The 14120-nt window shown below is 62.3% G+C and carries 19 protein-coding genes; 14 read left to right on the top strand and 5 right to left on the bottom strand.

The window, feature by feature from the left end; translation table 11 throughout:
* Window positions 1-81 precede the first annotated feature (81 nt).
* Entirely contained in the window at window positions 82-258 is a 177-nt protein-coding gene (locus NKH83_RS11780; RefSeq protein ID WP_254818813.1) for a hypothetical protein, read from the top strand.
* A gap of 11 nt (window positions 259-269) precedes the next feature.
* Here NKH83_RS11780 and NKH83_RS11775 read toward each other — a convergent pair whose 3' ends face one another.
* Complete coding sequence (locus tag NKH83_RS11775) at window positions 270-854, bottom strand: sigma-70 family RNA polymerase sigma factor (RefSeq protein WP_254818908.1); 585 nt, start codon at window positions 852-854, stop codon at window positions 270-272.
* 296 nt (window positions 855-1150) lie between these two features.
* Here NKH83_RS11775 and NKH83_RS11770 point away from each other — a divergent pair, with 296 nt between their 5' ends.
* From NKH83_RS11770 to NKH83_RS11760, 3 genes are all read left to right on the top strand, one after another.
* Window positions 1151-1354: a hypothetical protein gene (locus NKH83_RS11770; protein ID WP_352804388.1), complete on the top strand. Its 204-nt coding sequence runs from the start codon at window positions 1151-1153 to the stop codon at window positions 1352-1354.
* A 118-nt stretch (window positions 1355-1472) separates the two neighbouring features.
* The gene (locus NKH83_RS11765; protein WP_254818815.1) at window positions 1473-1820 is read left to right on the top strand and encodes a DUF982 domain-containing protein; all 348 of its coding nucleotides are present in this window, start codon (window positions 1473-1475) and stop codon (window positions 1818-1820) included.
* A gap of 32 nt (window positions 1821-1852) precedes the next feature.
* Window positions 1853-2152, top strand: a complete 300-nt coding sequence (locus NKH83_RS11760) for a DUF982 domain-containing protein (protein ID WP_352476454.1) — start codon at window positions 1853-1855, stop codon at window positions 2150-2152.
* A gap of 41 nt (window positions 2153-2193) precedes the next feature.
* Here the strand turns inward: NKH83_RS11760 and NKH83_RS11755 are convergent, their stop codons facing one another.
* The 4 genes from NKH83_RS11755 to NKH83_RS11740 all read right to left on the bottom strand — a co-directional run bounded on the left by NKH83_RS11755 (window position 2194) and on the right by NKH83_RS11740 (window position 4521).
* Entirely contained in the window at window positions 2194-2691 is a 498-nt protein-coding gene (locus NKH83_RS11755; RefSeq protein ID WP_352804385.1) for a hypothetical protein, read from the bottom strand.
* 82 nt (window positions 2692-2773) lie between these two features.
* Entirely contained in the window at window positions 2774-3364 is a 591-nt protein-coding gene (locus NKH83_RS11750) for a LysE family translocator (RefSeq protein WP_352804382.1), read from the bottom strand.
* 49 nt (window positions 3365-3413) lie between these two features.
* Entirely contained in the window at window positions 3414-3572 is a 159-nt protein-coding gene (locus NKH83_RS11745) for a hypothetical protein (protein ID WP_352645213.1), read from the bottom strand.
* Window positions 3573-3690: 118 nt separating this feature from the next.
* Window positions 3691-4521: an SIR2 family NAD-dependent protein deacylase gene (locus NKH83_RS11740; RefSeq protein WP_502895564.1), complete on the bottom strand. Its 831-nt coding sequence runs from the start codon at window positions 4519-4521 to the stop codon at window positions 3691-3693.
* Window positions 4522-4735: 214 nt separating this feature from the next.
* Between NKH83_RS11740 and NKH83_RS11735 the strand changes: the two genes are divergently transcribed.
* The 10 genes from NKH83_RS11735 to NKH83_RS11690 all read left to right on the top strand — a co-directional run bounded on the left by NKH83_RS11735 (window position 4736) and on the right by NKH83_RS11690 (window position 14119).
* On the top strand, window positions 4736-5515 hold the full coding sequence (locus NKH83_RS11735) for a heme-binding protein (RefSeq protein WP_352804376.1): 780 nt from the start codon (window positions 4736-4738) through the stop codon (window positions 5513-5515).
* A gap of 104 nt (window positions 5516-5619) precedes the next feature.
* A complete protein-coding gene (locus tag NKH83_RS11730; RefSeq protein WP_352804744.1) occupies window positions 5620-7377 on the top strand; it encodes a methanol/ethanol family PQQ-dependent dehydrogenase in 1758 nt (585 codons plus the stop codon).
* Between the two features lie 16 nt (window positions 7378-7393).
* Complete coding sequence (locus tag NKH83_RS11725) at window positions 7394-8227, top strand: substrate-binding domain-containing protein (RefSeq protein WP_352804373.1); 834 nt, start codon at window positions 7394-7396, stop codon at window positions 8225-8227.
* Window positions 8224-8757 (top strand): c-type cytochrome, encoded by a 534-nt coding sequence (locus NKH83_RS11720; protein ID WP_254818823.1) that lies wholly within the window; start codon window positions 8224-8226, stop codon window positions 8755-8757. Before NKH83_RS11725 ends, NKH83_RS11720 begins: the two co-directional genes overlap by 4 nt.
* Window positions 8758-8795: 38 nt before the next feature.
* On the top strand, window positions 8796-9770 hold the full coding sequence (coxB, locus tag NKH83_RS11715; RefSeq protein WP_352801244.1) for a cytochrome c oxidase subunit II: 975 nt from the start codon (window positions 8796-8798) through the stop codon (window positions 9768-9770).
* Window positions 9767-11743 carry a cytochrome c oxidase subunit I gene (gene ctaD / locus NKH83_RS11710; protein WP_352804369.1) on the top strand — a complete coding sequence of 659 codons (1977 nt, stop codon included), beginning with the start codon at window positions 9767-9769 and terminating at the stop codon, window positions 11741-11743. The genes coxB and ctaD overlap by 4 nt, the downstream gene beginning before the upstream one ends.
* Window positions 11740-12345 (top strand): cytochrome c oxidase subunit 3, encoded by a 606-nt coding sequence (locus tag NKH83_RS11705; protein ID WP_254818826.1) that lies wholly within the window; start codon window positions 11740-11742, stop codon window positions 12343-12345. The genes ctaD and NKH83_RS11705 overlap by 4 nt, the downstream gene beginning before the upstream one ends.
* 1 nt (window position 12346) lies before the next feature.
* A complete protein-coding gene (locus tag NKH83_RS11700) occupies window positions 12347-12688 on the top strand; it encodes a hypothetical protein (protein ID WP_352612694.1) in 342 nt (113 codons plus the stop codon).
* A complete protein-coding gene (locus tag NKH83_RS11695) occupies window positions 12685-13569 on the top strand; it encodes a cytochrome c oxidase assembly protein (RefSeq protein WP_352804366.1) in 885 nt (294 codons plus the stop codon). The genes NKH83_RS11700 and NKH83_RS11695 overlap by 4 nt, the downstream gene beginning before the upstream one ends.
* Window positions 13550-14119 (top strand): c-type cytochrome, encoded by a 570-nt coding sequence (locus NKH83_RS11690; protein ID WP_352804364.1) that lies wholly within the window; start codon window positions 13550-13552, stop codon window positions 14117-14119. Before NKH83_RS11695 ends, NKH83_RS11690 begins: the two co-directional genes overlap by 20 nt.
* Window position 14120 lies beyond the last annotated feature (1 nt).

Below are 14120 nucleotides of genomic sequence, written 5' to 3'. Positions count from 1 at the left end.
GGATGGCCTGCAAATTCTTGCAAACTCGCACTGTTGCCACCAGAGTGAGATGAAGGGACCAACATTTGCCAAGAGAACGCGATGTCTCGCGCAAGGGAAGATTCCGTCGGCACGCGCGCCGACCTGACGATAGACCGGGAAATCGCTTCCTTGCTTGCGGCAATCGAGCAGGAAAGGGTTCCTGACCGGCTGACCAAACTTGCGATCGAATTGCAGCATGCGCTTGTCGAAAGACGCTTGCGCGGAACCAGTAACTAACGTGACATATATTAGCGGCGCCTCTCGGCTTCGAAGTCCAGTTGTCCTTCGGACAGATAGCTGCGCCTTTCCATCAGGGTTTGCGAGGAACTTTCGCCTAGGTATTCAAGCACGCCGGCGCGGGCCCTGTTGAGCCGGCTCTTCACGGTTCCCACCGCGCAACCGCATATTTCGGCGGTTTCCTCATAGCTGACGCCCAGCACGCCTATCAGCATCAGAACCTCGCGCTGATGCTCAGGAAGGCTCTGGATGGCCTGGTGGACTTCCTTGCCCTGTACGGACCATTCCTGCGTCGCTTCCGAGATCGGCCGCAGCGAAGCACAGTCGAGCAGGCCAGGCGCTTCCCTCACGGCGGCCCTGACACGCGTGTAGTAGGTGTTGCGCATGATCGTGAAGAGCCATGACTTCATACGCGTTCCAGCTTCGAACTTGTCAATGTTGGCCAGGCCCTTGGTCAGCGTCTCCTGGACCAGGTCGTCGGCATCATCGGGAGTGCGGCAGAAGGTGCGGGCGAAAGCCCTCAAAGCGGGTATGAGGTCGACGATGGAAACGTCTTCGGTTTCGCGGGTCGCTAAGGCGTAGGCTGTGGGTGGCAATGGTCCAGCTCCCGTCCAGAATGAGTTCGCGAGCGCAGACCAGTTAAATGCATTGGGCGAAAGATCGTTCCGGTTGGCGAAAATCACCCGACTCCAGAAAACCGGAGAGGGCTTGGCTGAGCAATCCCGGCCGACGGCGATATTTTTGACGGAACAACCATCGGGATCGCGGAGTTCAAAATCAAGGTCGTCCGACAATTCGGGCGCCGCCATTTGGCGCGTCGAAATGCGATTCGCAGCGAGCCTTGGCCGCGACCTCAAGGGCGGCCTGCCACCTCAAGAAACAGGAGGAGTCCATGACACGAAACAAGCACGCCAAAGGCAAAACGCCGGCCGATAGCGATCTTGCCAACGATCCCGGCATCGGCAGTTCCAGGGGCACGATCAAGGAGGGCGACCGGCTCGATCAGGGCACCAATACGTTCGAAGGCGATGTCGAAAACGACACCACGCCGCAAGGCGGTATCAATCCTCGGCAAAAAATGCGGACCAACAAGTGACCGGCCGCGCACGATCGAACAAACCTGCTGCAACCCGTGCAGCAATCCCGCGTTAAAGAGCATGAGCCTCGGGTCCGCCCCGGGCGTTGATGCGACAGGCTCTTTCGCGGAGACACAGATGACAAAAAAACTGTTTGGCCGCCCCGTTCCAATTCTCGTCGGCCTTGGTTTCCCTCGCTATGTCGAAAATATCTGGCAGGCCTATGACGTCTTAAATGAATGGCCGAGCCGCGGTCCGGCGCACAAGGCGGCGTTCGACGCCTGTCGCGCCGGGCTGGCTGACGAGGTCGACGTCGAGACGGTGCGCGCGGCGTTCGATAAATTCGCCCGCAAGGCGGGCATTCTGGCCTACGATATCGCAGCCGAAACACCAGCACGCGCCAAAACAGCTGCGAAGGCCTACGACGTTTGGCTGAAACGCCCATCGGACAGTCGTGTAGACCCTGAAGACACGCAGCTTGCTTGAAGCGACACCTTGCTTGAACCGGGAGGAATACGGTGCAGAGAATAGAGTTCGATACACCTGTTTGCATCTATTTCGGCAAGCCTGGGCGATCGCGATTGGTCAGTTCCGTTTTCGAAGCAGTGCATTGCCTGAAAAGCGAGAAATGGCCGGCGCGCAATGCCCCACTGGCGCTGGCGGCCGCTGATGTATTGAATCGCGCCCGAACCGGTGAAATTACGGCCGGCAAAGCGCGGCAAGCGTTTGTCGACGCCGCGTGGGAGGCAAACATTCTCGTCGAAGGCGAGCCGCATGACGGGCATGCCACGACAGCCTTCATATCGGACTGCGGGTGAAGCGGCAGGCTGCCTCCCTGCAGTTCCGCCCAAAGCTTGGTTTATCGCGAATGATTGGCGTTCTCGGCCTTTTTCTCGCGCTGCTGCCTGAGGACCTCGTCGGTTCCGACCAGCTTCTTCGATCCGCCGGGAATCGCGGTGGACACAACAGCTGGTGGGTCGCTTGCCGGGAAGGAATCTTCCAGGCCTGCTTGCAACTGGTCTTCCAGCGTTTGCGGCTCTTCAGAGCGGCCGGGGGTCCTTCGGGTATCTACGCTCTCCAGCGGCTGTGTCATGTCCGGTGAAGACCTGACTTCTCGAATCCAGCCATAGAGCTGTTCGATGGCAAATTCCTTCATCGTGTCGAAATCGGCGTTTTCGTCACGCAATGCCTCGATTTGGTCGACCATGGTCTTCTCGAAACGTTCGAGGCTATCGCTTCCGCAAGCCCGGCAGAGACGCACCAGCGCCTGGCGCAGTATGAGTGGCGCAAAGTGCGCCGTTGCCTCAAGCCTGAGCTGCTGCAAACGCTCCGGGGTAGCGGCTTGGAACTTCGACATGCTCGACCTCTTCGCCTTGTGGAGCATGTCAACGAAAATTGTCGGCGGATGTTCCATCGGCGGCCGCTGCATCGCTCGATCCTCAGCGGTGCGCGCCACCACCGACTGCCATGCGGATACCGAGACCGACGACGACGCAGCCTGCCACCCGCTGCTGCCAGAGCCTTACCTTCGGTCGTTTCATAATCCAGGCCCCGAGCGTGCCGGATGCGAGTGCATATGTGCCCAGCACCAGCACACCGGTCATTTTCTGGGTGCCACCGAGCAGCAGCAATTGCAGCGTGACCGATCCGCGAGCAGGATCGACGAACTGCGGAAGGAATGCCACCATAAAGGTTATCGGCCAAGGATTTATCAGATTGGCGATCATTCCTTCGCGTGCGGCCACAAGCGGTCCGACATTGCGCGCCTCCTCGACGGCGACGCTGGCTGACGGTAACAGTACCAGACGCGATCCAAGCCAAACGAGATAAGCTGCACCCGCCCAGCGAAGCATGGCAAAGGCAAGCGGCGATGCCTGGAGCAGCGACGATATGCCGAGGGCAAGGAGCGGCAGCTGGACCATACCGGCGCCGAGGGTCATTCCGAGGACGGTGAACAGGGCAATATCACGGCCCTGCCCGATGCCGCGCGCAATCACCAGCAGACTGTCGGGCCCCGGCGGCATCTGCATTAGGATGACCGTTCCGACAAAAGCCGTCCACGAAGCGGGATCCACGCCGCTACTTCGCCCCGGTTTCGTAAGATGCCTTCGCGCTGTCCTTCAACCGGCCGGCATCTCGCATCGTCTTGAGTGCTTCGTCCCTCGTCAGGCCGCACCTGCGGGCAAAAAAATCGATCTCATAGGCCAACTCGGCCGACAGGTCGTGTTTGGTATGCATTCTTCGCTTGTGTTTGCGTGCGCCCATTCAGGCTCGGTCCCGGATACGTTAGTCCTCCCGAACTCACATCGGATCAGTCGGTTCCACTGCCGGACCAATCCGCTTTCCGCAGGTTTTCTCACGCGCTGTCTGGCCGGCCCACCTTATCCTTGAGTTCGTTCAGGAACGCGAGCAGCGCGTCCTCAGGATCGTCGGCCTCTTCGGTCAGCATATCGATGCCCCAGTGGCCGAGAACAGCCTCCTGGACGATGCTCGGCTGCGACATGAAGATGAAGGATTTCGGGCGGCTCTTCTCGTAGCCAGACCGTCGCCAGGTCTGCCAAAGCCTGTGCAACAGAAGACGGATGTTCATATCAGACATGCTGTAGCCGATGAACAGGATGGTGCGCCCCAGTGCGTCGGCGCGAAACTTCACGTCGAGCGGCGAATCGAACGAAAGCCGGTCGAAATAGTCGGTCTCCGCCAGGACCAGCGATTTGTCGTCGTCGAAATCGCCGTGGAATTTGATGATCTGCGTCACCTCGCCGGTCGTCTTGGGCAAGTCCTTTGCGTTGGCCACCTTCACAAAGGGCCGGCCATGAATCTCGAAGGCAACCTCGAGGTTGCGATCATAATTGGTGGTGTAGATGATCGGAAAATCGAGCGATACGATGAGCTTGTGGATTGCCGACCGCCGTACTTCTTCCCGCGAGACGCTCCATTCACGATCCATCCAACTGCGCAAAGGGCCGAGGCTCCCCTGCTTCAGCCGGTAATATTCGGCAAGCGCCTGATAGCTGGCCTCCGGTGCGCCGATCATGTCCTCGTCAAGGCCGAGCTCGTTTTGCATGTGTTCGATGAGCTTTTGCCAAGACGGCAAGCCGACGCTCATCGACACCCCGGCTCCAACGAACAAAATAGCTCGTCGCTCTTTCACCGATTGAGCCAGTTGCTCGACTGCGGACAGCATTCGACACAACTGCCAGAAGTGCTGCTCTGTTCCGACGGCGCCTGGACCATCGCAAGAATAACTCCGATTTCCGGTTGAGTGCCAACACCCAGATCGGCTGTCCCGAGTTCCGGTCCCCGAGTTTGTCCGACCGAATCCGATATTTATTTCGTTCCCTTTGGCACTTCTGCGCCTCCTACGCGTTGGAGAGTGTTCAACAAAGACGGCGCAGCTAATGGATCGCCATCGGATTGTCTCGGTAGCATTATGTCTGTTCCTGCTTACGATCGGCGCCGTCCAGCAAAAGGCTTGGGCTCAAGCACCTTGCCCGGCCGACCATGACAAGTTGCTGGCCGCCCTCAAGGCCAACGTCAAATCCAGCGGCGGTCCCGGCAATGGCGGCTTCGACACTAATGAATGGGCGGCAGTCGTGGCTCGCGACGGAACTGTCTGCGCCGTCGCCTTCAGTGGGCCTACCGCCGACGCCCAGTGGCCTGGCAGCCGGCTGATCGCCGCCGAAAAAGCCAATACCGCCAACGGGCTCAGCCTCGCCCACATGGCGTTGTCCACCGCGAACCTCTATGCGCCGGCGCAGCCCGGCGGTCCTCTATTCGGCCTGCAGGCCACCAATCCGGTCAATCCAGCGGTGGCCTATGCCGGCGATCCTTCGACGTTTGGAAGCTCCAGCGATCCATTGCTGGGAAAGCCTATCGGCGGTGTCGTCGTGTTTGGCGGCGGCCTGGCTCTCTACGACGGCAAGGGGATCGTCGGGGCCCTGGGGATAAGCGGCGATTCCTCCTGTGCCGACCACAACGTCGCCTGGCGTGTGCGCGCCGCGCTCGGGCTGGACAAGGTATCGGCAGGCGTCAACCCAAACCGCAAGGACGCTATCATTTACGACCTCGATCCCGGCGGCAAGAGCGCCTCCGGCTGGGGCCATCCATTGTGTGCCGGAAGCGAGGCGGACGTGGCGGCGGAGCTTGGCGCCGGGGTCGGCGGCTCGATGCGCAAATGAGGAAAGGGCGACAGGTGGCGGCGAAAACTCGTGTGTCAGCCAGAGGGGGAAACAGGCCAATGGCTGCGAGGTTGGGATGGACGCTGCTGGCGGGGTTTGCACTGATGACGGCGGCGGTCGCTCAGTCTTTATCAGGCCCTGCGATAAATCCGCCGGCCGCAGCTGCTCCGCCCGACGACGGCCAGTGGGCGATGCCGGCAAAGAACTACGCCTCGACCCGCTACAGCGAACTTGCGGAGATCACCGAAGACACCGTCAAAAACCTGCAGGTGGCCTTCACCTTCTCGACCGGCGTCAACAAGGGTCAGGAGGCTGCGCCCCTGGTCGTCGGCAACGCGATGTACATCGTGACGCCGTTTCCCAACATCCTCTATGCGCTTGACCTTACCAAGCCCGGCGCGCCGATGAAGTGGAAATTCGAGCCCAATCCCGAGCCCGCCGCGCAGGGCGTTGCCTGTTGCGACGTGGTCAACCGCGGTGCGGCCTTCTTCGACGGGCGCATCTATTTCAATACGCTCGACGGCCATACCATCGCCGTCGACGCGGCCACCGGCAAACCGGTCTGGAACACCCATATCGGCAACATCAATATCGGCGAGACCATCACCATGGCGCCGCTGGTGGTGAAGGGGAAGGTACTGGTCGGCAATTCCGGCGGCGAAATGGGCGTACGCGGCTGGATCAAGGCGCTCGACGCCGGCGACGGGCACGTCGTCTGGACGGCCTACAATACCGGCCCGGACGCCGAGGTGCTGATCGGCCCCGATTTCAAGCCGCATTACGACATGGACAAGGGCAAGGATCTCGGGGTGACATCGTGGCCGCCCGACGCCTGGAAGATCGGCGGCGGCAATGTGTGGGGCTGGATCTCCTATGACCCGGACCTCAACCTGATCTTCCACGGCACCGGAAATCCCGGTCCGTGGAATCCGGATCTGCGGCCCGGCGACAACAAATGGACCGCCGGCATCTTTGCCCGCGATCCCGACACCGGCGCAGCAAAATGGTTTTATCAATGGACCCCGCACGATTTGCACGACTACGACGGCATCAACGAACAGGTGCTGCTCGACATGACCTGGCAGGGCAAGCCCCGCAAGGTGCTGGTGCGGCCGGAACGCAACGGCTACGTCTATCTGTTGGACCGCACTACGGGCGAAGTACTGTCGGCAGTGCCGTTCGGGCCTGTCAATTCCAGCAAGGGCGTCGACCTGAAGACCGGCCGGCTGATTGTAAATCCGGACAAGAAGACCGGCACCGGCAAGGTCGTCCGCGACATCTGTCCCACCGCATCGGGCCTCAAGGACTGGCAACCTTCGGCGTTCTCGCCCAAGACCGGCCTGCTCTACATCCCGCATAATAACATGTGCATGGACGAAGAAGGCGTCGAGGTGAATTACATCGCCGGCACGCCCTATGTCGGCATGAACGTGCGCATGATTCCCGGGCCGGGCGGCAATCGCGGTGCATTTACTGCCTGGGATGTCGCCGCCGCCAAGCCGGCGTGGAGCCTGAAGGAGAACTTTCCGGTGTGGAGCGGCGCCGTCGCCACCGCCGGCAACGTCGTGTTCTATGGCACGATGGAAGGCTGGTTCAAGGCGGTCAGCGCCAGGACCGGCGAACTGCTTTGGCAGTTCAAGACGTCGTCCGGCATCATCGGCCAGCCTATCACCTATCGCGGCCCGGACGGGCACCAATATGTTGCGGTTCTTTCGGGCGTCGGCGGCTGGGCCGGTGCGATCGTATCCGGCGATCTCGACCCGCGCGACGCCACCGCTGCGCTCGGCTTCGTCAACGTCATGAAGGATCTGAAGGATGTAACCACGCCGGGAGGTACGCTGTATGTGTTCCGGCTGCGTTGAGACGATCGGCCGCGTTATGTGCTCACGGAAAACGCGTTCGCGGCGGCTTGCCGCCGCGGTTGGCGCACTGGCGCTCTCGCTTGTCGCCGCCGTTGCCGATGCGCGCGAGTTGAGGATCTGCGCAGATCCCAACAACATGCCGTTCTCCAATGCCGCCCGGGAAGGCTTTGAAAACAAGATTGCCGAACTCGTCGGCCGGGAGCTGGGTGCGACTGTTTCCTACACGTGGTGGGCACAGCGGCGCGGCTTCGTCCGCAACACGCTGAAAGCCGGCCTGTGCGATCTGGTGCCCGGCACGCCCGCCAATCTCGAGATGCTGCGCACCACGGCGCCCTACTACCGGTCTTCCTACGTCTTCGTGACACGCAGGGATGCGCCGGAAATCGCGTCCTTCAACGATCCTCGCCTGCGCGATCTGCACATCGGCGTCCAGCTGATCGGCGACGACGGCGCCAACTCGCCACCCGTCCAGGCGCTCGGCAGTCGCGGCATCGTCGGTCATCTCGTCGGTTTCCCCGTCTATGGCGACTATTCGGCGCCGAACCCGCCAGCGCGCATCATTGAGGCGGTCGCGAATGGCGACATCGACATGGCCGTCGTCTGGGGACCGTTGGCCGGCTACTTCGGTGCCAGGCAAAAAGTACCGCTGCGGATTACGCCGGTTGCACCGCGCATCGACGGTCCGCTGCTGCCGATGATCTACGACATCTCGATGGGCGTGCGCCACGACGACGATGCGCTGCGCAGCGAGGTAGACGCAGCGCTCGCCAAACACCGCGCCGAGATCGATGCAATCCTGGCGGCATATGACGTGCCTCGCCTCGACGTCGCCGGGGCGGCAGCGCGATGAACCGCGGCCTTCCATGCGTGCTGTCGGCGATGCTCGTTCTTGCCGCTTGCCAGCGTGAGGAACGCGACACGCGTCCACAGTCGGCGCTCGGCTCGGGCGACCAACCGGCAGCCGTCACAGCCCTCGAGCCGGGCGGCCAGCGGCCAGCCTCGTCCAACAACAAGGCCGGAGTGTTCGAGGCCAACGCCTTCCACCTCAGCGAGGGCAAGCGTCTGTTCAACTGGTTCAACTGTTCCGGCTGCCATGCCAATGGCGGTGGCGGCATGGGCCCGGCGCTCATGGACCAGAAGTGGCTCTATGGCAGCTCGATCGAAAGCATCCACGCCACGATCAGGGACGGTCGGCCAAACGGCATGCCGAGCTTCCGTGACAAGATCCCGGACGACCAGATCTGGGAGCTTGCCGCCTTCGTCCGCGCGTTGAGCGGCAACGCGCCAAAATCGGCTGCGCCGAGCCGCGACGACGACATGATGCCCCATCCGTCCGAAAATCGCCTGCCGGATGCCGCGACTCTGGGGAAGTCGCCGTGAACCGCCTTTTTTGCAGCGTGTGCTGCGGCGCAGCCTGCATGCTGCTCCTTGCAGGATGCAGCGGCTGGCAATCCGCGCTTGACCCAAAAGGCCCGGCCGCGGGCGAGCTTGCATGGCTGATCTGGTTCTTCACAGCATTGTGCACGGTGGTCTGGCTTTTGGTGATGGCGGTGCTGATCCTGCCATTGGCCCGACGCCCCGCGCCGGTCGGCGATCCGCTTGTCCTCGACGCTGCCGCCGAGCGCGGCAAGATGCGAATTGTCGTCGCCGCACTCGCCGCTACCGCCCTGATCCTGGTCGGCCTGACGCTGCTGAGCTACTTCGCTAACCGGACGCTTGCCGCCATCGGCTCGGATGCGGCGCTGACGATCCGGGTGACCGGGCATCAATGGTGGTGGGAGGTGCGCTACGAAAACGATCAGCCGAACCGCATCCTGACGACTGCCAATGAAATCCACATCCCGGCGGGCGAGCCGGTGCGGCTTGTAGTAACCTCGACCGACGTCATCCATTCATTCTGGGTGCCGAACCTCTCGGGCAAGCTGGACCTCATTCCAGGCCACGAGAACGTTCTCGATCTGAAGGCTGACAAGCCCGGCGTCTATCGCGGCCAGTGCGCCGAGTTCTGCGGCGCGCAGCATGCCAATATGAGCACCTTCATCATCGCCGAACCTCGGCCCGTCTTCGACGCGTGGCTGAACGATCAGCTGCGGCCGGCAGCTGCTCCCGTGTCGACCGAGGCCAAAACCGGCCACGACCTGTTCCTCAAACGACCATGCGTGATGTGCCACAAGATCGGCGGCACCATCGCCGGCGGTACGGTCGCTCCCGACCTTACACATATCGCAAGCCGGCGGACGCTCGCTGCCGGAACGCTGGCGATGAGCCGCGGCAATCTCGCAGCCTGGATAGCCGATCCGCAAGGGATCAAGCCAGGTGCCCACATGCCCGTGGTGGGACTGAACGGGGACGAGCTGAATGCGATAGTAGCCTATCTCGAGGGCTTGAAATGAGCAGCGCCGACCTAGCCCATGGGCGAGACCTCGCCCAGCAACGCGCCGCAGCACAAAAGGGTGACCTGGCTCCCGAGCGCGACGGCCCTCGCGATACCGGCCTCGACGACGCCAGCCTTGAGCGCTGGCTGGCGCGGACATGGCAGACCGTGCCGGGCATCATCGGTGCGCTCTCGAGCGTCGACCACAAAATTGTCGCGCGGCGGTACCTGATCACCGCTTTTGTCTTCCTGTGCCTCGGTGGCCTCAGCGCCGTTGCCATGCGCATCCAACTGTCGGGGCCGGAGCGCGGGCTGATCGGGCCGGACCGCTACAACCAGCTGTTCACCATGCACGGCGTGACCATGATGTTCCTGTTTGCAGTGCCAATCGTTCAGGCGACCGGCATCTATCTCGTGCCGCTGATGGTCGGCACCCGCAACATCGCCTTTCCGCGCCTCAATGCATTCAGCTTCTGGATTTATCTCTCCGGTGGCCTCTTCGCCTGGGTGTCGTTTGCACTCGACATGGCGCCCGACGTCGGCTGGTTTTCCTACGTGCCGCTATCCGGTCCTGAATTCGGGCCAGGCAAACGTTCCGACGTGTGGGCGCAGATGATCACCTATACCGAAGTGTCGTCGTTGGCGGTTGCGGTTGCCACCATCGTCACCGTGCTGAAGCAACGCGCGCCGGGCATGTCGCTGGACAAGATTCCGCTCTATGTCTGGGCGATGCTGGTCACCTCTTTCGTCATCGTGTTCGCCATGCCGGCGGTCATGATCACGTCGACCTTCCTGATCCTCGACCGTCTGGTCGGCACCCATATCTTCAATCCCGCCGAGGGTGGCGACGTACTGCTGTTCCAGCACCTGTTCTGGTTCTTCGGCCACCCCGAAGTCTACATCATTTTCCTGCCGGCCACCGGCATGGTGTCCTCGATCATCGCCGCTTTCGCCCGGCGTCCGGTATTCGGCTATCTGGGCATGGTTCTGTCGCTGATTTCGGTCGGCTTCCTGTCGTTCGGCCTGTGGGTTCACCACATGTTCGCAACCGGCCTGCCCAAGCTCGGCGCGAGCTTCTTCACCGCCTCGAGCATGCTGATCGCCATCCCGAACGGGCTGCAGATCTTCTGCTGGCTGGCGACATTGTGGGACGGACGCCCGATAATCAGGACGCCGCTGCTGTTCGTGTTCGGCTTTTTCTTCACGTTTGTCGCGGGCGGCCTGACCGGCGTGATGCTGGCGTCGGTGCCATTGGACCTGCAAGTACACGACACCTATTTCGTTACCGCGCATTTCCACTACGTGCTGATCGGCGGGTCGGTGTTCCCGCTGCTCGGCGCGACCTATTTCTGGTTCCCCAAGATCACCGGCCGGATGATGAGCGAGCGTCTTGGACGCTGGCACTTCTGGCTTGCCTTCATAGGCTTCAATGCGGCGTTCTTTCCGATGCACATTGTCGGCCTGTGGGGCATGCCGCGCCGGGTCTACACCTATCCGGTGGAGGTCGGCTGGGGCAACATCAACCTGTTCATCACAGCCGGCGCGGTCGTCCTGTTCCTAAGCTTCGTTCTGTTCACCATAAACCTGGTGTACAGCGCCTCGAGGGGCGCCCCGGCCGGGGACAATCCCTGGAATGCGGGCACGCTTGAATGGGCGACAAGCTCTCCGCCGCCGAGCTATAATTTCGCTCGGATTCCGGTGGTTACCCACTCCGAGCCGCTCTGGGCCGAACGTGACACGCTGCCTGTCGCGACCGGGCTTCGCGTCGACGCGCGCGAACTTATCATTTCGACTGTGGCAGAAGCGCATCCCGATGTGCGCGAGAAGTCGGCGACGCCGTCGATCTGGCCATTGTTTGCCGCGCTCGCCGTCGGCGCCACCTTTCTTTATTCGATCTTCAGCCCGTGGGCGGTGGTCTGGGGAGCCGGGCCAATCGCCATCACTTTGATCGGTTGGTTCTGGCCGAAAGGCGATCCGGAGGATGAGGAATGAAACAGCGTCCTGCCGCCGATCTTTCCAAACTCCCGACCTTCGGGATCGGACCGCGCAGCCCGACCTGGTGGGGCACTCTCGCCTTCATGGCGCTGGAGGGCACCGGCTTCGCGCTCGCCGCAGGCGCCTATCTTTACCTCGCCTATCTGTCGCCCGAATGGCCATTGGGCGTCCCGCCGCCCAACCATTGGCCGGGCACCATCGTCACGCTGTTGCTGCTCGCCAGCGTGGTGCCCAACCACATACTGAACCGCTACGCCGAAGCCTGTGCCATGGTGCCCGTGCGCATCGGCCTGATCGTCATGACGCTGCTCGGTATCGCACCGCTTGTCGTGCGGTGGTTCGAATTTCCGGCCCTCAACATCTATTGGGATACCAATGCGTACGGCTCAATGCTGTGGGTCCTGCTCGGCCTCCACACCACACACCTGATCACCGACGTCGGCGACACGCTGGTGCTGACGGTCCTGATGTTCACGCGACATGGCTATAGCGGGCGGCGTTTCGGGGATGTTGGCGACAACGTCTTCTACTGGGATTTCGTGGTCGCGACCTGGATCCCGATCTATCTGTTGATCTATTGGATGCCGAGGCTTGACTGAGATGCGTGCGCTTCGCTTGGGCACATCATGGGGCGGGCTGTTGTCCGGGCCTTTGGCCTGGGCGGTGTCGACGCAGCTGAATTACGCGGTCGTGGAGTGGCAGTGCGCCCACGGCATTCCTGTCATACCGGTCGTTGCGCTGATGCTGACAGTGCTGGCCTTGCTCGGCGGGGCGCTGTCGTGGCGGGCGCGACAGCAAGGTGGCGCCGCCTTTAAACCGGACCGTGCGCGCGGCACTGAAGATTTCGTCGCCAATATCGGCATTCTCAGCGCGTTGCTGTTTGCGCTGGTAATCGTCATGCAAGGCGCCGCCTCGCTCATTCTCGACGGCTGTCTGCGATGAACTTCGACGCGCTCTTCTCGACCTCGATCTGCTACGGTGCCGGTGCCCCGCAGGCCGGCTGGACGCTGGCGTTGCCGATCACGCTGCCGCTAACCATGGTCGCACTGCTTTACGCAGCAGGCGCCTTTCGGCTGTGGCGGCGGAGCGCCCGCAGCCGCCCGTTGCGGATGCGGCAAGCCCTGCTGTTTGCGACCGGCTGGGCCATTTTGGCAGCAGCACTGGTCAGTCCGCTCCACGCATTGGGCGAGCGCGTTTTCACCGCCCACATGATCGAGCACGAGCTGTTGATGGCGGTGGCGGCACCCCTGCTGGTCGCCTCCCGCCCGGCGGCGGCGATGATGTGGGCATTGCCGATCAAGCTGCGGCTGGCATTTGGCGCAGCCGGGCAGGCGAAGGTGCTTCGAACCGTTTGGGCCGCCATCAGCCGCCCCGTTGCCGCAACCTTCCTGCACGGCGTCGCGATATGGGCGTGGCACGTTCCGGCGCTGTTCGAGGCGGCGCTTGCACGGGGTGTCCTGCATTATGCGCAACATGCCTGCTTCTTCGGCACAGGGCTGCTGTTCTGGTGGGTGCTGCTGCCGCGTTCAGGCCGCGAACAAGCCTATGGCAGCGCAGTCATGCACCTCTTCTTCACCTCGCTGCATACCGGCCTGCTCGGGGTGCTGCTGCTGGTCTCGCCAAGGCTGTGGTATCCGGTAAACGCAGCCGGTGCGAAATTGTGGAACCTTAGTCCGCTCGAGGACCAGCAGCTCGCCGGGCTGGTGATGTGGGTTCCGGCCGGCCTGATCTATGGCGGCGCGGCTTTGCTGCTGGCCGGGCTGTGGATCCGCTCAAGTGGACAGAGAAGATGGGAGACGTCGCATGCGCTCCAAGCTGTCTAAGCTGGTCATTGGTGCCGGGACGGCAATTGCCGTGCTGGCCGCAGCTTGGGCCGCGCTGACGTTGTGGCCGGAGCGCCTCGTCAGGGTCGCGCATAAGACGGACAATCCCCCCAGCAGCATCGGCGTGCGCGCCACATCGCGCTTCACGCCGTCCGGACCCATCCTCGGCGCCGCGGCAATTGTCGTGCTCGTTGCAGCCCTGGCCGGGATCGGGTTGTACTTCGAGCAAAGCCGTCGAGTGGAGCAGAAGGCCGACAATGCGACCGGCGGTGTTGGCGCCCGCGCCATACCCATCATGATGGCCAATGGCTGTGCTGGATGCCACACGATCACCGGCGTTCCCAGCGCGCAAGGGTTGGTCGGTCCACGCCTCGACGCCAGCTTGGCCACCCGGGTCTATATCGGCGGCGTATTGTCCAACAACCCGCGAAACATGGTCCGTTGGATACGGGCCGCAAGGGAGATCAATCCGCACACGGCAATGCCTTCGACCAGAATTTCCGAGCAGGAGGCACGGGATATCGCCGCCTATCTCTATTCGATGAAATGAC

Source organism: Mesorhizobium sp. M0909, assembly GCF_040319515.1.
Classification (GTDB): Bacteria; Pseudomonadota; Alphaproteobacteria; order Rhizobiales; family Rhizobiaceae; genus Mesorhizobium.
The sequence above is the reverse complement of the archived record's forward strand: the minus strand, read 5'-3'. Positions and strand labels throughout refer to the sequence as shown.